This window comes from Myxococcus eversor, from assembly GCF_010894455.1.
Lineage (GTDB): Bacteria > Myxococcota > Myxococcia > Myxococcales > Myxococcaceae > Myxococcus > Myxococcus eversor.
In genome coordinates this window covers 388,136-406,684 of sequence record NZ_JAAIXY010000009.1, presented here as the reverse complement: position 1 = coordinate 406,684, position 18,549 = coordinate 388,136, and the positions used below count along the sequence as shown (strand labels likewise).

General features: G+C 69.5%; 14 protein-coding genes. 9 read left to right on the top strand and 5 right to left on the bottom strand.

What is annotated here, in order from left to right; all coding sequences use genetic code 11:
* Window positions 1-40 precede the first annotated feature (40 nt).
* Together G4D83_RS20865 and G4D83_RS20860 are read left to right on the top strand one after the other, a co-directional pair.
* Window positions 41-859: an ABC transporter ATP-binding protein gene (locus G4D83_RS20865; protein WP_163866538.1), complete on the top strand. Its 819-nt coding sequence runs from the start codon at window positions 41-43 to the stop codon at window positions 857-859.
* Window positions 856-2,511, top strand: coding sequence for a hypothetical protein (locus tag G4D83_RS20860; protein ID WP_163866537.1), 1,656 nt, complete (start codon window positions 856-858; stop codon window positions 2,509-2,511). Before G4D83_RS20865 ends, G4D83_RS20860 begins: the two co-directional genes overlap by 4 nt.
* A gap of 77 nt (window positions 2,512-2,588) precedes the next feature.
* On the opposite strand, the gene G4D83_RS20855 is transcribed toward G4D83_RS20860, so the two are convergent.
* Window positions 2,589-3,857 carry a vWA domain-containing protein gene (locus G4D83_RS20855; protein ID WP_163866536.1) on the bottom strand — a complete coding sequence of 423 codons (1,269 nt, stop codon included), beginning with the start codon at window positions 3,855-3,857 and terminating at the stop codon, window positions 2,589-2,591.
* Window positions 3,858-4,121: 264 nt separating this feature from the next.
* Between G4D83_RS20855 and G4D83_RS20850 the strand changes: the two genes are divergently transcribed.
* Window positions 4,122-4,826 (top strand): hypothetical protein, encoded by a 705-nt coding sequence (locus tag G4D83_RS20850; protein ID WP_163866535.1) that lies wholly within the window; start codon window positions 4,122-4,124, stop codon window positions 4,824-4,826.
* 101 nt (window positions 4,827-4,927) lie between these two features.
* Here the strand turns inward: G4D83_RS20850 and G4D83_RS20845 are convergent, their stop codons facing one another.
* Complete coding sequence (locus tag G4D83_RS20845; protein WP_163866534.1) at window positions 4,928-5,623, bottom strand: pirin family protein; 696 nt, start codon at window positions 5,621-5,623, stop codon at window positions 4,928-4,930.
* A 161-nt stretch (window positions 5,624-5,784) separates the two neighbouring features.
* On the bottom strand, window positions 5,785-6,333 hold the full coding sequence (locus G4D83_RS20840) for a YceI family protein (protein WP_163866533.1): 549 nt from the start codon (window positions 6,331-6,333) through the stop codon (window positions 5,785-5,787).
* A 256-nt stretch (window positions 6,334-6,589) separates the two neighbouring features.
* On the opposite strand from G4D83_RS20840, the gene G4D83_RS20835 reads away from it, so the two are divergent.
* The 6 genes from G4D83_RS20835 to G4D83_RS20810 all read left to right on the top strand — a co-directional run bounded on the left by G4D83_RS20835 (window position 6,590) and on the right by G4D83_RS20810 (window position 14,195).
* The gene (locus tag G4D83_RS20835; protein ID WP_163866532.1) at window positions 6,590-6,964 is read left to right on the top strand and encodes a peptide chain release factor family protein; all 375 of its coding nucleotides are present in this window, start codon (window positions 6,590-6,592) and stop codon (window positions 6,962-6,964) included.
* 211 nt (window positions 6,965-7,175) lie between these two features.
* A complete protein-coding gene (locus G4D83_RS20830) occupies window positions 7,176-11,417 on the top strand; it encodes a pilus assembly protein (RefSeq protein WP_163866531.1) in 4,242 nt (1,413 codons plus the stop codon).
* Window positions 11,414-12,019 (top strand): type IV pilus modification PilV family protein, encoded by a 606-nt coding sequence (locus G4D83_RS20825; RefSeq protein ID WP_163866530.1) that lies wholly within the window; start codon window positions 11,414-11,416, stop codon window positions 12,017-12,019. The genes G4D83_RS20830 and G4D83_RS20825 overlap by 4 nt, the downstream gene beginning before the upstream one ends.
* Window positions 12,016-13,092, top strand: coding sequence for a PilW family protein (locus tag G4D83_RS20820; protein ID WP_163866529.1), 1,077 nt, complete (start codon window positions 12,016-12,018; stop codon window positions 13,090-13,092). The genes G4D83_RS20825 and G4D83_RS20820 overlap by 4 nt, the downstream gene beginning before the upstream one ends.
* 5 nt (window positions 13,093-13,097) lie before the next feature.
* Window positions 13,098-13,715 (top strand): FG-GAP repeat domain-containing protein, encoded by a 618-nt coding sequence (locus G4D83_RS20815; RefSeq protein ID WP_163866528.1) that lies wholly within the window; start codon window positions 13,098-13,100, stop codon window positions 13,713-13,715.
* A gap of 57 nt (window positions 13,716-13,772) precedes the next feature.
* Entirely contained in the window at window positions 13,773-14,195 is a 423-nt protein-coding gene (locus tag G4D83_RS20810; RefSeq protein ID WP_163866527.1) for an HD domain-containing protein, read from the top strand.
* 100 nt (window positions 14,196-14,295) lie between these two features.
* Here the strand turns inward: G4D83_RS20810 and acnA are convergent, their stop codons facing one another.
* Window positions 14,296-17,034, bottom strand: a complete 2,739-nt coding sequence (gene acnA / locus G4D83_RS20805) for an aconitate hydratase AcnA (protein ID WP_163866526.1) — start codon at window positions 17,032-17,034, stop codon at window positions 14,296-14,298.
* 209 nt (window positions 17,035-17,243) lie between these two features.
* On the bottom strand, window positions 17,244-18,515 hold the full coding sequence (locus G4D83_RS20800; RefSeq protein ID WP_163866525.1) for a phospholipase D-like domain-containing protein: 1,272 nt from the start codon (window positions 18,513-18,515) through the stop codon (window positions 17,244-17,246).
* Between the last annotated feature and the right edge of the window lie 34 nt (window positions 18,516-18,549).

The window sequence follows — 18,549 nt, the reverse complement described above, 5'->3', positions numbered from 1 at the left end:
TGTCGCGGGGGGCCGGGCTCGGGTGTGATGGCGTCACTTCATGACGCCCTCCCCTTCCGATGACCTCGCCGTCGACGCGCGCGGGCTGATCAAGCGCTTCGGTGGCTTCACCGCGCTCAACGGCCTGGACCTCCAGATACCCAAGGGGGCCTTCTACGCGTACCTGGGCCCCAATGGCGCCGGGAAGTCCACCAGCATCGCGCTCCTGACAGGCGTGTACGGCCCCGACGCGGGCTCCATCCGCATGCTCGGCGTGGACGCGGTGCAAAAGCCCATGGAGGTGAAGCGCCGCGTGGGCGTGGTGCCGGAGGAGCTGAGCCTCTTCGAGCGGCTCACCGGCCGGCAGTACCTCACCTTCTGCGCGCGCATGTATGGCCTGGACGGCGACGAGGCCGCCGCGCGGGCCACGGAGCTGCTGGAGCTGACGGAGCTGACGTACAAGGCGGGCTCGCTCGTCTCCGAGTACTCCAAGGGCATGCGGCGTCGGCTCGCCATCGCCGCGGCGTTGATCCACGCGCCGGAGCTGGTGCTCCTGGACGAGCCCTTCGAGGGCATCGACGTGCTCGCGGCGGGCGTCATCCGCGAGCTCTTGCGCGAGCTGAGCCGGCGCGGCGTCACGCTGCTGCTCACCACGCATGTGCTGGAAATCGCGGACCGGCTGGCCACCCACGCGGGCATCATCCAGGCCGGACGCATGCTGGACCAGGGGCCGGTGTCCTCCTTGCTCCAGCGCTACGACTGTTCCTCGCTGGAGGCGGTGTTCGAGAAGCTCATCGCCGTGCCCTCGTCGCGCAACGCGCGGCTGTCGTTCTACGGCGAGGCCCCCGCTCCCGTCGTCCCGCTGCGGGAGCCGGCATGAATCGCCCCGCCGTTCCCGGCTTCTTCCGGTACCTGTGGCTGTTGTGGGGGCTGCGCTTCAACATCGGGTTGAACCAGGGGCCGGGCAAGAGCCGCCTGCTCGCGGTGGGCTCGTTCATCGCGTCGAGCGCGCCGGGCCTGTTCTTCGGCCTGTTCTTCTTCGCGCTGATGCGGCTCAAGCCCGTCGTGGAGAGCGACGTCTGGCCGTACTTCATCCTCAACCTGCTGTGCTTCGTCACCTTCTCCGTGTGGGTGACGTGGCCGCTGTTGTCCGCCGGCGTGGATGACCACTCGGAGCTGAGCCGGTACGCGGCGTTTCCGATTTCGCCCTTCCGCCTGCTCATCGCCTCCACGGTGGCCAGCCTCTTCGAGCCGCGCGCGCTGGTGTTCTACGCGCCGCTCACGGGCGCCGCGCTGGGCTTCGCCTCCGTCTATCCCTTGTGGGCACCGTGGCTGGCGGTGGTGCTCTACGTGCTGTTCGCGTTCCTGTGCGCGGCGTGGAGCCGCGTGGCGCTGTACGCCGTCATCAACGTGCTGCGGGAGAAGCGCAGCGCTGAAATCATGGGCGGCGGCCTCCTGGCCTTCCTGGTCGCCGCGTCGTTCATCCCGCCCATCGACACCTCGTGGCTGACGGCGGTGGGCGAGGACGGGGTGGACGCGCTGGACATGTCGCTCATCATCAACGCGGCGGTGGCGCTGGGGCGCGTTCCTCCGGGCTTCTTCGGAGATGGCCTGGGACAGCTCGCCTGGTACCGCCCGCGCGTGGCGATGGCGGAGGGGTTGGGCCTGTTGTTCTTCGCGGCCATGGGCATGGCGGTGGCGTACGCGCTGCTGATGCGCTTCCACCGGCAGTCGGGCCGCGCGGGGCCGCAGATGAAGGACGCGAAGGACAAGAACCCCTTCGAGCGCACGCGCACGCGCTTCACCACGCTGGTGACGCGTGAGGCGCTCGACTTGTGGCGCAACCCTCGCGCGCGCCTGCTCGCGTCGGTGCCCTTCATCCTGGCCATCCTGCTGAAGCTCCTGTCCGGCCGGGACTTGTTCGTCTTCCTGCTGGGGGGCTCGGCGGACGCGTGGCTGATGGGCGGCCTGTGCATCTACGGCGCGGTGGTGATTGCGTCGACGTTCTCCCAGAACACGTTCGCCTATGACGGGCAGGGCTTCGCGGCGTTCCTCGCGGCGCCGTTGGACCTGGCGGACGTGCTGCGCGCGAAGAACCAGGTGCAGGCGACGGCGGCGCTCGGCATGGCGCTGCTGGTGGCCGTCTTCTACCGGGTGTACTTCGGCTTCGGGACGGCGGTGGATATCGCCTGCGCCCTGGCCGCGGTGCTGGGCGTGGTGCCCATCCTGATGGCCGCCGGCAACTTCCTCTCGCTGTACTTCCCGGTGAAGTTCCACGCGAGCCTCAAGCGGCGCGACAAGGTGCCGCTGACGGCGTCCATGCTGGGCATCTTCGCGGCCAGCATCGGCTGCATGCCCTTCGGCTGGGCGCTGAAGCTTGCGGGGAAGGACGGGCCGTCCTGGCAGTCCGCGGCGATGATTGCCCTGTGCGCGGCCCTCAACCTGGTCATCTACCGGGGCTCGCTGCCCCTGGCGCTGCGCCTGTTGGACCGGCGGCGGGAGGTCATCCTCCACGCCGTGACGCGCGAATAGCACGAAGGGCCGTGGCCGCCTGGGAAGGTGGACCACGGCCCCTCGGATGTCTGCTTCGAGCGACGCGGAGCCAGGGCTCAGTACGTCACGCCGTGCTTCGCGGCCTGGGCCTTGACGCCCTTCATCACGTTGGCGTCGAAGGCGTCCTCCTTCTCGGGACGATTCTTCGCGAGCCAGGCCTCGCGCTCGGCGGCGAGCTTGGACGCCTGCGTCTCCAGCGCCTTCTTCTCGTCGGAGAGCTGCTGCACCTTCTTCGCCCGCCCCTCCACGCTCAGGCCCTTCAACTCGGAGGGAAGCTCGTCGTCACGCACGCTCGCCAGTGACGCGGGCGCGGCGACCAGGTCCACCGCTCCACCCACCGCCTTGGGCGCGCTGCTCGGGGCGGGAGCCCCCGCCGCGCCGCTGCCACCCCTGCTGCTCGTCTTGCGCATGTAGCTGATGCGCTCGGCCGCGGCCTCCGGCGCCAGCTCCGCCATGGCGTCGGCGCGGGCCCTGTTCGCGGCCTGCACCTCCGCCTTGCCGGTGTAGAGCGTCTTCGACGCCAGCTCCGCGTTCACCTTCGACAGCTCCGCGTCGTACGGCGTCGCCACCGCCACCATGCCGCCCGACTGGTCGATGGAGTCGAACGTGCCGTCCGTCAGCTTCGCCACGTACTTCCACGCCACCTGCGTCTCCTCATCCGAGCCGCAGCGCACCGTGTTCACCACGATGTGCTGCTCGCGGGCGCGCTTCGCCCAGAACTTGAAGTCCCAGTCATCGTTGCGCTTCGCCGGAGGCGCGTCACCCACCAGGAAGATGGCCTTCATCACGGACCGGTCCTGGTTCCACGACAGCTTCGACACGGCCTCGCCCAGGCCCCGGCCCACATGCTCGGGCGAGTCACCGCCGCCGCCCGCCTCGAAGCGCCGCAGGTTCGCGAACACCGTGTCCAGGTCGTCGCTCAGGTCGAACCGCTTCGTCACGTAGTCGTCCCCGACGTCCCGGTACGCCACGAGGCCGACCTTCAGGTGCGGCGTGGGCCGGCCCTGGGCGATGCGAGACGCGATGGAATAGATTTTCGACTTCGCGCCCTCCAGCAGGCCGCTCATCGAGCCCGTCGTGTCGAGCACGAAGACCACCTCGATTTCAGGGCGGGGCGCCTTCGCCTTCGCGTCCACCGGGGGCTGCTCCTGGACGGGCTTCACCGCCGCGGGCTGCTCCTGGGCGGGCTTCACCGCCGGGGGCGGCTTGGGGGCCCGGGTGCTGGGAGGCTCGGGGACGACGGACTCGGCCAGGGCCGGGGCAGCGGACAAGGTGGTGGCGAGCGCGGCCGACAGCATGGCCCGCGACAGGGACTTGAGGTCCATGACGTACTCCGGGAAGGGGGTCTGCGAGGGAAGCTGGGAAGAGGTCTGCGCGCGCGTTCGTCCCAGTGAACGAATCACCCCGCCCAAAGTTCTACGCCCCGGACACGACGCCCCGACTCCGCCCCCAAGGAATGCCCGGGCGGCACGAGGGTTGGGACGTCGTCACCTTCCGCCGGTGTCGCTCCGCGCACGCTGGCCCTCCGGCCTGCTTGCCCGGCGGGAGCGGCGGTTTCATGCTGCGACGACCCCGGGAGATCCACGACCATGATGCCCGTCATCCGCCGAAGCCTCTTCATCCTCGGCTGCCTGTTCGCCGCCTCCTGCAACAGCAACTCGCCGTTCTACCAGGTCCTCATCACCGCGCCCGGGGTGGTCAGCCTCACGCCTGGCGAGTCCACGCAGTTCGACCTGACCCTGGAGCGCGAGGGAGACGAGCTCGGGGAGCTGCGCGTCAACCTGGAGTCCGAGCCCGCGGGCATCACCCTGGCGCCCGAAGTCGTCCTCCCCGCCGGAGAGACGCTCGTCACCACGCCCGTCACCCTCGCCGTCGCCCAGGACATCCAGGTGACGGGCACCCAGCGAATGCTGCTGCTGGCGACGAACGCCGTGAATGACGTCGCGTCGGGCGCCACGTTCTACGTCGTGGTCCTGCCCGCGCCGCAGACACAGCCGGACTTCGCCATCGCCTTGGAGAACCGGCAGTTGGAGCTCTTCGCGGGACAGAGTGAGTTCGTCCGGGTCACCGTCACCCGGACGGCGCCCTTCGCGGGCCCCGTCACGCTCACCGTCGAGTCCCCCACCCAGCGCATCTCCGCCACGCCCCTCGTCGTGACGCCGGAGCAGACCACCGTCAATTTCAATATCAACACCGAGACCAGCACCACGCGCATCCCCATCCCCATCACCATCGTCGCCACCAGCGAGGACGGGCGACAGGTCAAGACGGGCCTCACGCTCAACGTCCGCTAGCAGCGGGGAAGCCCTCGCGCCTCGAAACGCACGAGGGCCGGGGAGCAGGGCTCTTGAAGCCCTCGCCACCCGGCCCAGGTGCGCCTCGGGCTGGCTCGCGCTCAGGCCATGTCGAACAGCAGCGCTTCCACGGGCGTCTCCGCGGTGAGCACCAGCGTGTCCTCGGCCGACACCGCCACTCCATCACCCGCCTTCACCTTCACTCCGTTCAGGGTGCCCGCGCCCCGCGCCACCTGAACCCACGCGTGCCGGCCCGGAGAGAGCGCGTACTCCGCCTTCTCCCCCGCGCCCAGCAGCGTGCCGTGCAGCACCAGGTCCTGGTGCACCGTCAGCGAGCCCTCGCGCCCATCCGGCGACGCCACGACGCGGAAGCGGCCCTGACGCTCCTTCGCGTCGAACGCCTTCTGCTCGTAGCCCGGCTTCAGGCCCTTCTCATTCGGGACGACCCAGATCTGCAGCATGTGCAGGGGCTCCCCGAAGTTGTTCATCTCGCTGTGCACCACGCCCGTCCCCGCGCTCATCCGCTGCACCTCGCCGGGCTTGATGACCGCCTCGGTCCCCATGCTGTCGCGGTGCTCCACCTTGCCGCCCAGCACGTAGGTGATGATTTCCATGTCCCGGTGCGGATGCATCCCGAACCCGCGATTGGGTGCCACCGTGTCCTCGTTGATGACCCTCAGGGACCTGAACCCCATGAAGTCCGGGTCGTAGTAGTCCGCGAAGGAGAACGTGTGGTGCGTGTCCAACCAGCCGTGGTTGGCATGGCCTCTTTCCTCTGCATTTCGAACGGAGATCATCGCCTGCCTCCCTTTCCTTTCTAATTGCAATTCAGATGCATCAACCCCACCCCGCGTCGCGGGGCGCGACAGGAGCCCGCCGCCCACGAGGCCCGAAGCCCCGACGACCAGGCCGCCCGTCACGGACCTCCGGGTCAGCGGGCCTCCCATCGCCCGCTTCCTCACGCCGCCTTCTCGTCGGCCACCGCCACCGCCTGCACATCCAGGGTGATATCCACACGCTCACCCACGAGCAGCCCGCCTGCCTCCAGCGCCTGGTTCCACGAGAGGCCGAAGTCCTTGCGGTCGATGCTGGTGCTCGCCTGGAAGGCCAGCCGCTCATTGCCCCACGGGTCCTTCACCTTCCCGAGCAGCTCCGTCTCCAGTACGACTTCGCGCGTGACGTCGCGAATCGTCAAGTCACCCACCACGCGGTAGTGGCCCTTGCCCGCGTCCTGTACCCGCGTGCTGCGGAAGATGAGCTTGGGGAAGGCCGCCACGTCGAAGAAGTCCGGCGAGCGCAGGTGGTTGTCACGCTGCTCCACGCCCGTGTCGATGCTCGACACATCGATCTTCACCTCGGCCGAGCCCTGCGACAGGTCATCCCCATTCACCACCACCTTGCCCTCGAACCGCGTGAAGCGGCCATGCACCTTCGCCACCACCATGTGGCGGACCATGAAACCCACCGTCGAGTGCGTCGTATCCAGCTGCCAGGTCTTGAAGCTCATGTTCGTATCTCCCGTGCTTGCCGCGTCTGGCCACCCATAGAGCAACACCCGGGCCACGACTCAACCCACTGGAATCACTAGGGCCCACCCACCTGGGCCGACCCGGCCATATCAAATTGATACAATCACCCTCTCAACCAGAGAGGCTCGACTGGAGGTCGGAACGGGGGTGCCTCCGGGGGCCCGGACATGGGGCGCAAGGGAGCGAGTCAGTCGGTGCACGACCCCGGCGTCGAGGGCTACCTTGAGAGACGCCATGACCACCTCACCGATACGCCGACAAGCCGCCCTGGACGCCCTGGCGCTCGATGACGAGGCCCTGCTGAAGGCGTGCGAGGTGGACTACTTCATCGCCTCAGGGCCAGGCGGCCAGCACCGCAACACCACCGCCAGTGGCGTGCGCCTCACCCACGGCGCCACGGAGCTGTCCGTCACCGCGACCGAGCGCCGCAGCCAGATTCAGAACAAGGGCGTCGCGCTGGACCGGCTCCGCGAGGGCCTGCGCGCCCTCACCTTCGTCCCCAAGGTCCGCAGGGCCACGCGCCCCACCGCGGGCGCCAAGCGCCGACGTCTGGAAGGCAAGAAGCGCACGTCGGAGAAGAAGACGCTGCGGGGCAAGTCGGACTGGTGAACTCCACCCCGCACCGCTGAAGCGCCGCTACGCAAGCGCTTGCGGAGTCGCAAACTTTGCATAGCCGCGCGCTTCCCGAGCATACAGGCGCACTGGGATTTTCCCGGCGCGACACTGGGGCCGGGCGCGCGCAAGGCCAGGGCACATGGCGTGCAACCAGGTGGCGAATCTGACCCGGCTTGGGTCGGTTCACCCCCGGTGGGAGCACCCCATGACTCCTCGGCCCCTTTCCTTCACGCCACTGCGCGCGCTGCTGGCGTTGTCGTTGCTGATGGCGCTACCCGCCTCGGCGACGGACCTGGTCACCTTCAGTCGTGGCGCGCTCATCATCCCCGAGCAGGCCACCTTCCAGCGCGGCTGCGGCTCGCTGTCCGCGTACGGGCTGGTGTGGCGCATCCTCCAGGCGAACCAGCCCGGCGGCGCCAACGCCAGTCAGCCGGTGACGGTGTATCTGGCCATCAATGACCTGAAGGCGTCGCCCAACCGGTGCGTGCCCACCAACCGCCACACGCCGCCCGCGCCCGCCGGCGACTCGAAGTGGAACGACGGCTGCGACTTCACCATCACCAACAACACGGAGCAGCCGGTGGTGCCGGTGAACTACGGCGCGTCCTTCCCCGCCAGCGGCATCTATCCCAACGGCAACATCGACAACTTCACCACCACGGCCGTGGAAGCGCGCCCGTACTTCACCACCACGACGCTGAACAACAGCGTCACCAGCCCGCGCTTCAGCACCGTGCGGTACATGGGCGGCGCGTTCATCATCGACGCGGCGGATGCCAAGCGCGCCATCGATTTCATCCGCTCGGGCTCTGGAGACCTGTCCCCGGAGAAGTTCCGCACCACGTGCCCGAGCGACTGCGCCACCTTCAAGAACAACAGCGGCTGCCACTACGTGCGCATGCACCAGTCCACCATCGAGTTCACCGCGCCGGTGGCCCGCCGCATCAACCGCGTCCCGCCGAAAATCGCCCTGCTGGACTTGTCCGACGGGACGAACGGCGGCGGGGACCCGCTGGTGAAGGGCGGCATGCTGGACGACTACCTGCGCAACGCGGGCCTGGACTTCCCGGGGGCCGGCGGCTGCCCCGCGGGGACGACCTCCAACTGCACCCTCAATGGCAAGAAGCCCGGCCTCATCTACGACGCGCTCCACGCCAACGCGGACCTGGTCTCCACCAGCGCCTTCAAGAATGGCCTGCTCAACGCGGTGGACCCCGTCACCAACAAGCCTCGCTACAAGGTGTTCTGGGCGCCCCACTGGGAGATCGGCAACATCGGCCGCGCGGAGTACGTGGCCAACGGCGACGGGGCGACGACGCAGCGGGAGAACGCCCTCAACAACATCGAGTACTTCACCAACCAGCGCGGCAGCGGCCTGTTCGCCGAGTGCGCGAGCATCTGGTCCTACGAGACGACGAAGCGCCCGGACAACACGCCGGTGCTCAGCTCTCGGTTCCAGGGCCAGAGCAACTTCCAGTACAACAAGCTCGGCGGCGGCAGCAATTGGGACGGGCGCAACTGCACGGACCCCGACTACATGGCGCAGCCGCAGGGCAGCCGGGCGGCGTGCATCCTCTATCCCAACCCCGGAGACCCGTTCTCCCAGATGGGCGACTTCCGCTTCAACAACGTGGCGGGCCACACGGAGAACTACCGCGTCAACTACAAGGACGGGGTGCGCCGGCTCGCGGTGAGCTGGTACGGCCACAAGGACGAGCACATCTACGACAACGCCCTCCACCTGGCGGAGGACAACCGGCGCGGCCACGACTTCTTCACCTTCAACCAGAAGGACAATGACCCGAAGAAGGCGACCATCGTCTATCTGGCCGGCCACGACTTCAAGTCGAGCGTCCCCGGCACGCGAATCGTGCTCAACACGCTGCTCAACCTGGGCTCCGAGCCGCTGAGCAGCGAGCGCGCCCTCTCCGCGCCCGTCGCCTTCGACGACACCAACGGCAGCGACTCCAACGGGACGCGCGCGCTGGTGCTCGCGGCCACCTACGACGCGGTGTCGGGCTACCCGCCCGGCGTGGACACGTACGTGCACGCCCAGGGCTCGCAGTGGGTGTTCCCGTACTTCCCGGGCCACCTGCGCGCCCATTCGCTCATCGGCGGCGACTCGCTCGGCACGGGCGAGAGCGAGCTGGACGCGTCCACGCTGTGGGACGCGGACGCCGCGCTGCCCCCGCCCCGCGAGCGCAACCTCTTCACCTACTTCGGTGGACAGGTGAAGGCGAACCCCTCGCTGGGCGCGGGCCTGCGCGCGCCTCGCGGCGTGCTCCAGGTGGGCTGGAAGCCGCAGAGCGTGGCTGGCACCGCCATCAACGCCAACTACGGCGGCTCGCCCAACTCCAACTGCGTGGACGTGCTGAAGCTGGGCGAGGCCAAGAACCCCGACGGCACGTCGCGCTTCGACTTCGTCACCTCGCCCACGGGTGATGGCGTGTGTGACTTGCAGCAGGCGGTGCAGTACTCCCCGCAGCTCGAGGGCACCGATTTCGGCCAGAGCATGGAGGCGGTCAACAAGGCGAAGCTCGCCTCGGACTTCAACGCGGTGGCGCAACTGCTCCAGCGCGTGCGCGGCTTCTGCTTCGCCACCAGCACGCGCCATGACGGCACGGGCACGCCCGTCCTGGAGCCGAGCGACAGCCAGTGCAACAACGACGAGGCGGACAACCGCGCGCACCTGGGCGGCTTCGTTCACTCCGCGCCCGCGGTGGTGAAGCCCAGCGCGTACATCCCGGACCGGGGCGCGCCCCGCCCCACCGTCACCTACGCGGCGGGCCTGGACGGACAGCTCCACGCCTTCTACGTGTCCGGCGGCGCGCGCTACGCGGGCCCCGCGGAGACGCTGTCGTTCCCCAACGTCAGCGCCGCGGACTCCGCCTTCCAGAAGAACTGGAGCGCGAGCTTCAGCGGCGGCACCACGCCCCCGCGCGGCACGGAGCTGTGGAGCTTCCTGCCGGCCACGCAACTGCCGTGGCTGCGCAGCAACAACGCACGCGTCAACAGCGCGCCGGTGGTGATGGACGTCTTCGCGGACTTCGTGGGCAGCGGCAAGCGCGAGTGGCACACCGTGCTGGTGGCCAACGTGGGCAACCCGGGCCGGGACTTGTTCGCCCTGGACATCACCAACCCCCTGCGCCCGGTGATGCTGTGGCACCTGGCGGGCAGCCACGCGCAGACGGGCGCATTCCCGCCGCACGCTCCGGTGGAGCTGGCGGACCGCGACACGGGCGGCACGCAGTGGGCGGTGAAGTGGAAGGAGAAGGACGCGCGCTTCCTCATGGCGCCCCAGACGGACCCGGGCCGCGAGCCCTCCGGCCTCTACAACTACGGAGGCCTGGGCGGCACGCGCGGCCTGTCCGTGGGCGTGGTGCGCCAGGGCCTGGAGCCCACCTATGCCGTCTTCGTCGCCTCCAGCAGCTCGGGCGCGTATGGCGCTCCCACGTTCGGCATGGAGGTCTTCGCCATCGACGCGGCCACCGGACAGAAGCTGTGGCAGTGGGAGCAGGAGTTCACCCAGAGCTGGGTGGACAACACCGCGCCCACCGCGCCCACCGTGCTGACGGACACGGGCGGCGCCTCGCGGCTGTACGTGGGCGACATGGAGGGCCGGCTGTGGGAGCTGGACGGCGCCACCGGACAGAACTCCAACGTGCTGCGCCTGGGCCCCTCGTGCTCGGAGACGTCGCCTTGCAAGTACTCCGCGCTGGACACCGAATCCACCGACCCCCAGCGCCGGCCCATCACCACCAACGTGGCGCTGGCGCGGCTGCCGCAGACCATCGCCACCGGCACCGCCCTGGAGGGCTACGAGGGGGAGCTGGTCGCCATGGTGGGCACCGGCGGCGCGGACTGGGTGCAGCCCACCGCCGCGGGACAGGTGCACCTGGCGCTGCTGGACCGCAAGCGGCGGCTGCCCATGGGCGAGGCTGGCTTCAAGCTGAATGGCTCGGCGATTTCGGCGTCGGGAGCGCACTCGCTGGCGAAAGACCAGGGCGTGCTCCAGGAGCCCCCACCCTTCCCGCTGTCCTTCGCGGGCCCGCGCCACATCTACGGCAACATCACCGTGGCCGGGCGCACCGCGTACTTCAGCACCGCCAACGGCAAGCTGGGGGACTTGATGTCGGTCGACGGGACGACAAAAGGCAACACCTGGAAGCTGGACCTGGGCAACACCGCGACTTCGGCGGGCGCCGCGGCCACGGTGCTGCCCGGACTGAGCCTGGCCAACTTCGGCGGCGTGACGGTGTACCACCGCGACAGCGGCACCACGTCGCAGGACTTCGTGGTGGGGCTGGAGGTCAGCCGCATCACCAACACGCGCATCGACAACACCACCAACACGGGCGCCTCCAGCCCGGACGAAACCCTGCGCGTCAATGGCCAGGGAGGCTTCATCTTCCGACTGCTCAACTGGAGCCAGAGGTTCTTCGAATGAGCTCGCCTGCTCGCGTCCTCCGCCGGGGCTCAAGGCTCACCCGCCGGGGCTCCAGTCTCATCGAAGTGCTCATCGCCATGGTGGTGCTGGCGCTCGCCGCCACCGGGGCGGTGGGCGGCATCGTGTTCGCCTCGCGCGACGTGCATGACGGCCAGTTGCTCCAGGTGAAGAGACTGCTGCTCGAGGCGAGCACGCAGCGGCTGTGGCTGGCCGCCAAGGGCCCGCTGCTCGCGCGGGCGGTGCCTCGTCCCACGCAGCCCCCCACCACGCTGGCGCCCGGCGCGGCGCCCTGGCGGGCGGACCCGACGGTGCCGGTGACGGGGGACCCCAGCTCCGGGGCGTACTTCATGCTGTCCGCCACCGGGCACGTGGAGCCGCTCGCGGGCATCCCCGCGGGCACGGCGTGCAACGACGCCGCGCTGCCGGAGGGGACGTACTGCCGGGAGGTCCTGGTGACGACGGGCCTGCCGCTCGAGGTGCCGCCGTCGGCCACCGCGTTGTTGCCCGCGGGCTCGCGGCCGGTGACGGTGTGGACCCGCGTCGTGCGCAAGGGCGACACCGCGGACCGCGCCCAGTTCCACAACGAGGTGTTCGTCCAATGAGAGCCCTGCGAGGGATGACGCTGCTGGAGACGATGGTCGCCCTGGCCCTCACGGCCATCATCATCGCGGCGGCGGCGGCGCTGATGATGGCGGGCAGCCGCGTCATCCACAACACGGAGCACACCGCCGACAGCCATGACGCCTCCCGGCTCGCGGGCGAGGCCCTCATGAACATGGTGCGCCAGGCGGGGGCCGGCGCGCCTGGTGGCATCTGGGTGCGCCAGGGCGGAGTGCCCGTGCGCGTCGGCGCCATCTTCGGCCGCGATGGCACCACCGGCGCGGGCACCAACTCCAGCACCCCCACCGCCGATGGCAGCGATGACCTGTGGCTGGTGGTGCCGGACCGCGACTACCTGGGCGAGCCCTGCGTCACCCCCGGCGCCGCGGCCTCCGTGGTGCGCCCCGGGACGGGCGTGCTCCAGGTGAACTGCACGCAGAGCCTCAAGTCGGACTCGCTCCATCTGGTCAGCAACATGACGAGCGCCGCGCTCATCTCCAACGTCGTCATCTCCCCGCAGAGCCCGGGCACGCCGGGCCAGGTGAACTACGACGAGGCGGGGACCTCGGGCTTCTCCAACGCGCCGGAGCGGGGCGGGTATCAAAGCGGCGACCTCGTCTATCCGGTGCGGCTGCTGCACTTCTTCATCGGCCCCCACCCCACGTCCGGCCGTCCGTCGCTCCTGCGCACGGAGGGCAGGCTGCTGGCGGACGCGCTGGGCCGACCCTTCTCGGAGCTGGCGACGGAGCAGCCCTTCGTCGTGCAGGAGAACGTGGAGGACCTGCAGGTGGCCTTCGGCTTCGACACCACGGGCCAGGAGGACCCGGCCCAGTACACGTGGCGACACGGGCTGGCCTCCGCCTTCCAGCCGGGCCTGCGCACGGTGCGAGTCAGCGTGGTGGCCACCGGCCGCAACCCGCGCCGCAACACGCAGAGCACCGCGGTGCTGGCGGACGACAAGCGCATCGCCACGGAGAACAACGTGCCGCCGGCCGCCGTCGTCGCGGATGGCTTCTACCGCAGCCTCTACACCCGCCGTCTGGAGCTGCCCAACCTGGCGGCCGCCAACCTGTGAGCGCCATGCACTCCAAGCCGCGCAAGTCCCTTCCCCGCGCCGCCCGTGGCGCCACGTTGATTGTCGTCGTCATGCTCGTCACCGTGCTGCTGGGCCTGGTGGCGAGCCTCATGGTGTACGCGGGCGGAGAGCGCGTGCGCGCCGTCGCCAGCAGTCGCGCGGGCCAGCGACAGAGCTGCGCGGAGAGCGGCCTGCAGCTCGCGCGCAGCTACTACGGGCGCAACTACGCGAGCTGGAACACCTACCTGGCCGCGCCGTCCATCCACAATCCGGTGCGCTCCACCTTCAACCCGGCGCCCGCGGACCCGTTCTCCCCCACGCTGCTGGCCACCAACCCCGCGCTCTTCGCGGACGTGGACGGTGACGGCAAGCCGGACGTGTACCTGTACATCCGCGACAACGAGGACGAGTACGACCCCGTCGCGCCCAACTGGCGTCGAGACAATGACCAGGTGGCCGTCGTCGGCGCGGTGTGCATCTCCTCCACGCTGCGCCCCCGCCGCAGCGACGGGACGCAGAACCCCAGCACCCTCGCCGTGGAGGGACTGCTCAGCTACAACGGCGGCGGAGGCCCCAACACGTCGCAGGGCACCACGGGCACGGGCTCCGGCAACCACAACTGAACGCCGCGCCTGACTCGCGGTAACGTTGACGCTTCTCCCTCACGAAGGACACCTGGAATGCCCACGCTCGAAGACGCGATTGCCCTCGCCGTGGAGGCGCACCGCGGTCAGCGGGACAAGGCGGGCCAGCCCTACATCCTGCATCCCTTGCGGTTGATGATGCGGCTGGAGACGGAGGAGGAGCGCACCGTCGCCATCCTCCACGACGTGGTGGAGGACACGCCCTGGACGCTGGAGCGGCTGCGGGAAGGTGGCTACCCGGAGCAGGTGCTGCGAGCGCTGGAGGGACTCACCCGGCGCGAGCACGAGACGTACGAGGCCTTCATCGAGCGGCTGCGGCCGGACGCGCTGGCGCGCCGGGTGAAGCTCGCGGACCTGGAGGACAACATGGACGTGCGCCGGCTGACCGCGGTGACGGCCAAGGACGCGGAGCGGCTGGCCCGCTACCGCGCCGCCTGGGCGCGACTCAAGGAGCCCTGAGACACGACGGCCCGGAGCGCCACGAGGGCACTCCGGGCCGCTGTGCGAGTCCCGCACCCGCCGAGGAAAGCGGGTGCCGGTCTCTGTCTTCTTAGGAGGACTACGCCTTCGCGAGCTGGCGCAGCACGTACTGGAGGATGCCGCCGTGCCGGTAGTAGTCGAGCTCGTTCGGCGTGTCGATGCGGCACACCGCGGTGAACTCCTTGGTGCCGCCCTCGCCCGTGGCCTTCACGGTGAGCTTCTTCTGCGGCGCCAGGTCCTGCGCAATCCCCGTGATTTCGAACGTCTCGTGGCCGGTGAGGCCCAGCGACTGCGCGTCCTGGCCCGCCTCGAACTGCAGGGGCAGCACGCCCATGCCCACGAGGTTGGAGCGGTGGATGCGCTCGAAGCTCTTGGCGATGACGGCCTTCACGCCGAGCAACTGCGTGCCCTTGGCGGCCCAGTCGCGGCTGGAGCCCGTGCCGTACTCGGCGCCGGCCAGCACCACCAGCGCGGTGTTGTCCGCCTGGTACTTCATGGAGGCGTCGTAGATGCTCATCCGCTCGCGGGTGGGGATGTGGACGGTGACGCCACCCTCCACGCCGGGGACGAGCAGGTTCTTCAGGCGGATGTTGGCGAAGGTGCCGCGCACCATCACCTCGTGGTTGCCGCGACGCGCGCCGTAGGAGTTGAAGTCCTTGGGCTCCACGCCCTCCGCCATCAGGTACTTGGCGGCCGGGCTCGTCTTGGCGATGTTGCCGGCGGGCGAGATGTGGTCCGTCGTGACGGAGTCACCCAGGAGCGCCAGCACGCGCGCGCCCTTGATGTCCTGCGTCGCCTTGGGCTCCTTCGGGAGGTTCTCGAAGAAGGGCGGCTTGCGCACGTAGGTGGACTTCTCATCCCACTGGAACGTGGAGCCCTTGCCCACGGGCAGCTGCTGCCAGAGCGCGTCGCCGTCCATGGCGTTGGCGTACTGGCTGCGGAACTGCTCGGGCTTCACCGAGGCGCGGATGACCGTCTTGATCTCCTCGTTGGTGGGCCAGATGTCCTTGAGGAACACCGGGCGGCCATTGGGGTCCAGGCCGAGCGGCTCCTTGTCCATGTCCAGCCCGACTTCGCCGGCCAGCGCGTAGGCCACCACCAGCGGCGGGCTGGCCAGGTAGTTCATGCGCACGTGCGGGTTGATGCGGCCCTCGAAGTTGCGGTTGCCGGAGAGCACCGCGGCGACGACCAGGTCGCCCTCGACGACGGCGTTGGCGACGGGCTCCGTCAGCGGACCGGAGTTGCCGATGCACGTGGTGCAGCCGTAGCCCACCACGTGGAAGCCGACGGCCTCCAGGTAGGGGAGCAGGCCGGAGTCACGCAGGTACTCGGTGACGACGCGGCTGCCCGGGGCCAGGCTCGTCTTCACCCAGGGCTTCGGGTTGAGGCCCTTCTCCACGGCCTTCTTCGCCAGCAGGCCCGCGCCCACCAGCACCGCCGGGTTGGACGTGTTGGTGCAGGACGTAATCGACGCAATCACCACCGCGCCGTGGCCCAACTGGTAGCTCTCCCGGCCCTGCTTCACGGTGACCGTCTGGGCCAGCCGCTCCGGAGCGACTTCGGCCGCGGGGGCCTTGGCCTTGGCCTTGCCGCCACCCTCGTCGTCCTCGCCCTTGCTCTTGCCGGCCGCGAGCATCTCCACGAGCGACTTCTCGTAGCCCGACTTCATGTCCGTCAGCGGGACGCGGTCCTGCGGACGCTTGGGGCCCGCGAGGCTGGGCACCACGGTGGACAGCTCCAGCTCCAGCGTGTCGGTGAAGAGCGGCTCCGGCGCGTCATCCTTGCGCCACAGACCCTGCTCCTTGGCGTACGTCTCCGTGAGGGCGACGACGGCGTCGGGGCGGCCGGTGAAGCGCAGGTAGTTGAGGCTCTCCTCGTCCACGGGGAAGAAGCCGATGGTCGCGCCGTACTCGGGCGCCATGTTGGCGATGGTGGCGCGGTCCGGGAGGGACAGGCCCTTGAGACCGGGGCCGAAGAACTCCACGAACTTGCCGACCACGCCCTTCTTGCGAAGCATCTGCGTGACGGTGAGCACCAGGTCCGTCGCGGTGGCGCCCGCGGGCAGCGCGCCGTTGAGCTTGAAGCCCACCACCTGGGGGATGAGCATCGTGATGGGCTGGCCGAGCAGCGCGGCCTCCGCCTCGATGCCGCCCACGCCCCAGCCCACCACGCCCAGGCCGTTGATCATCGTCGTGTGGCTGTCGGTGCCCACCAGCGTGTCCGGGTACACCGTGGTGCCCTGACGGAACGTCACCTGCGCCAGGAACTCGAGGTTGACCTGGTGGCAGATGCCGATGTCCGGCGGAACGACACCAAAGCCCTTGAACGCGCTCTGTCCCCAGCGCAGGAAGGCGTAGCGCTCGCGGTTGCGCTCGAACTCCAGCTCCGCGTTCTCCTTGAAGGCCGCCGTCGTGGCGAAGGAGTCAATCTGCACCGAGTGGTCGATGACCAGGTCGGCCGGGTTGCGCGGGTTGATTTTGGCGGGGTCGCCACCCATGGTGGCCAGGGCCTCGCGCATCGCCGCCATGTCCACCACGGCGGGCACGCCGGTGAAGTCCTGGAGCAGCACGCGCGCGGGGTGGAAGGAGATTTCGACGTCCGGGGTGGCCTTGGGGTCCCACGCCAGCATCTTCTCGACGTGCTCGCGCTTGACGACGCGGCCATCCTCGTTGCGCAGCAGGTTCTCCAGCAGCACCTTCAACGAGAAGGGCAGGCGATCCACGGAGGGATGTGCCTTGGCCAGCTTGCTCAGGCTGAAGTAGTCGTAGGTGGCCGAGCCCACCTGAAGCTTGGACTTCGTGCCGAAACTGTCGGTCATGTGAGGTGCCCTTCCGTGCGCAGGATGTGGGCACTTCTAGGCTCGCCTTTGACGCGTTGCAAAGGGTTCCTGCGCGCGCATCCTGCGATGGACTGTTGACCCAGCAAGAGTCCAGCCCCGCTCATCGGAACCATGCGTCCCGCTGGGGAATGTCGTCTCCGACACCCTGTCCCGTCACGGCGAGACAGGGCGGAGACAAGCCCCATCCGTCAGATGAGCTTGCGCAGGCTGTACAGGGCGCGCTCCAGGAGCTTGCGCCAGAGGGGCCGGCGGCGGAATTCCGCCAGCGTCACCTCGCGGCAGTCGCCGCAGTCCGTCCGGAAGGAGTCCTCCAACTGCTGACCCAGCCGGGGGTCGGCGAACACGGCGTTCACCTCGTGGTTGAAGGCCAGGCTCAGCCGCTCCAGGTTGAACGAGCCGATGGTGCCCCAGGCCCCGTCGACGACGGCCGTCTTCGCGTGGAGCACCCCGCGCTGCCACTCGAAGATGCGCACCCCCGCCCCCAGGAGCTTCTCGTAGAAGGCCCGGGTGACGAACTCCATCAGGGGGTGGTCGCTGCGGGCGTTGAGGAGCAGGCTCACCTCCACGCCCCGTTTGGCCGCGTCGCGCAGGGCGACGACGAGCTTCCGGTCCGGCATGAAGTACGCCGCGGCGATGAGCACGCTGCGCCGGGAGCGCTGGATGGCGTGCACGTAGGCGCGGTGGATGCTCCGCCGGCTGGACAGCACCGCCAGGCCCGTGGGTCCGCGCGGGGAGGAAGCGCCCCGCCGCCGGCGCAGGCGGTGCTGCAGCCCGGACGCCCAGCGGTGGATGCGGTCCTGGAACATCATCCGCCAGGTGGCCAGGAAGCGCCGCTCCAGCACGTGCACCGCGGGGCCTTCGATTCGCAGCACGTCGTCGCGCCAACCGGCGCCCTGCCCCTCTGGGGCCCAGTGCTCGGAGATGTTCACCCCGCCGGTGAAGGCCACCTCGCCGTCGACGACGAGAATCTTCCGGTGGTCCCGGCGCAGCAGGTGCCGCCAGCCGCGCGACAGGTTGAAGGGCTTGAAGGAGCGGATGTCCACGCCGCGCTGGCGCAGCTCCTCGAAGTAGCCCTTGCGGCTCGTCCAGGAGCCCACCGCGTCGTAGAGCACCTTCACGTGCACGCCGCGCTCGGCGGCCTCCGCGAGCGCCTGGCCGAACAGCTCACCGACGGCGTCGGTGATGAACATGTACGTCTCCAGGCGGATGTAGCGCCGGGCCCGCCGGATGGCGTCCAGCATCGCCGGATACGCCTCCACGCCGTCGCGCAGCAGCACGCACGCGTTGCCGCGCGTCACCGCGTGTCCACGAGGCAGGTAGTAGCGCGCCAGGAGCAGGCCGGAGACCCCGGGGCTCCAGACGGGCGCTCGCTCCGGCAGGGGGCTCCGCGCACAGCCGGGCTCGGGAAGAACCTCTCCCGACACTCCCGTCCTCTCGCTCATCGCCTCCAGGTCGCGCATGGTCCTCCTACGTTGAGGACGGCGCCCCGGGCCG

Bases quoted from the DNA above. Each gene is read 5' to 3' on its own strand.
- G4D83_RS20865 (WP_163866538.1), top strand. From the start codon at position 41: ATGACGCCCTCCCCTTCCGATGACCTCGCCGTCGACGCGCGCGGGCTG.
- G4D83_RS20860 (WP_163866537.1), top strand. From the start codon at position 856: ATGAATCGCCCCGCCGTTCCCGGCTTCTTCCGGTACCTGTGGCTGTTG.
- G4D83_RS20855 (WP_163866536.1), bottom strand. From the start codon at position 3,857: ATGGACCTCAAGTCCCTGTCGCGGGCCATGCTGTCGGCCGCGCTCGCC.
- G4D83_RS20850 (WP_163866535.1), top strand. From the start codon at position 4,122: ATGATGCCCGTCATCCGCCGAAGCCTCTTCATCCTCGGCTGCCTGTTC.
- G4D83_RS20845 (WP_163866534.1), bottom strand. From the start codon at position 5,623: ATGATCTCCGTTCGAAATGCAGAGGAAAGAGGCCATGCCAACCACGGC.
- G4D83_RS20840 (WP_163866533.1), bottom strand. From the start codon at position 6,333: ATGAGCTTCAAGACCTGGCAGCTGGATACGACGCACTCGACGGTGGGT.
- G4D83_RS20835 (WP_163866532.1), top strand. From the start codon at position 6,590: ATGACCACCTCACCGATACGCCGACAAGCCGCCCTGGACGCCCTGGCG.
- G4D83_RS20830 (WP_163866531.1), top strand. From the start codon at position 7,176: ATGACTCCTCGGCCCCTTTCCTTCACGCCACTGCGCGCGCTGCTGGCG.
- G4D83_RS20825 (WP_163866530.1), top strand. From the start codon at position 11,414: ATGAGCTCGCCTGCTCGCGTCCTCCGCCGGGGCTCAAGGCTCACCCGC.
- G4D83_RS20820 (WP_163866529.1), top strand. From the start codon at position 12,016: ATGAGAGCCCTGCGAGGGATGACGCTGCTGGAGACGATGGTCGCCCTG.
- G4D83_RS20815 (WP_163866528.1), top strand. From the start codon at position 13,098: ATGCACTCCAAGCCGCGCAAGTCCCTTCCCCGCGCCGCCCGTGGCGCC.
- G4D83_RS20810 (WP_163866527.1), top strand. From the start codon at position 13,773: ATGCCCACGCTCGAAGACGCGATTGCCCTCGCCGTGGAGGCGCACCGC.
- acnA (WP_163866526.1), bottom strand. From the start codon at position 17,034: ATGACCGACAGTTTCGGCACGAAGTCCAAGCTTCAGGTGGGCTCGGCC.
- G4D83_RS20800 (WP_163866525.1), bottom strand. From the start codon at position 18,515: ATGCGCGACCTGGAGGCGATGAGCGAGAGGACGGGAGTGTCGGGAGAG.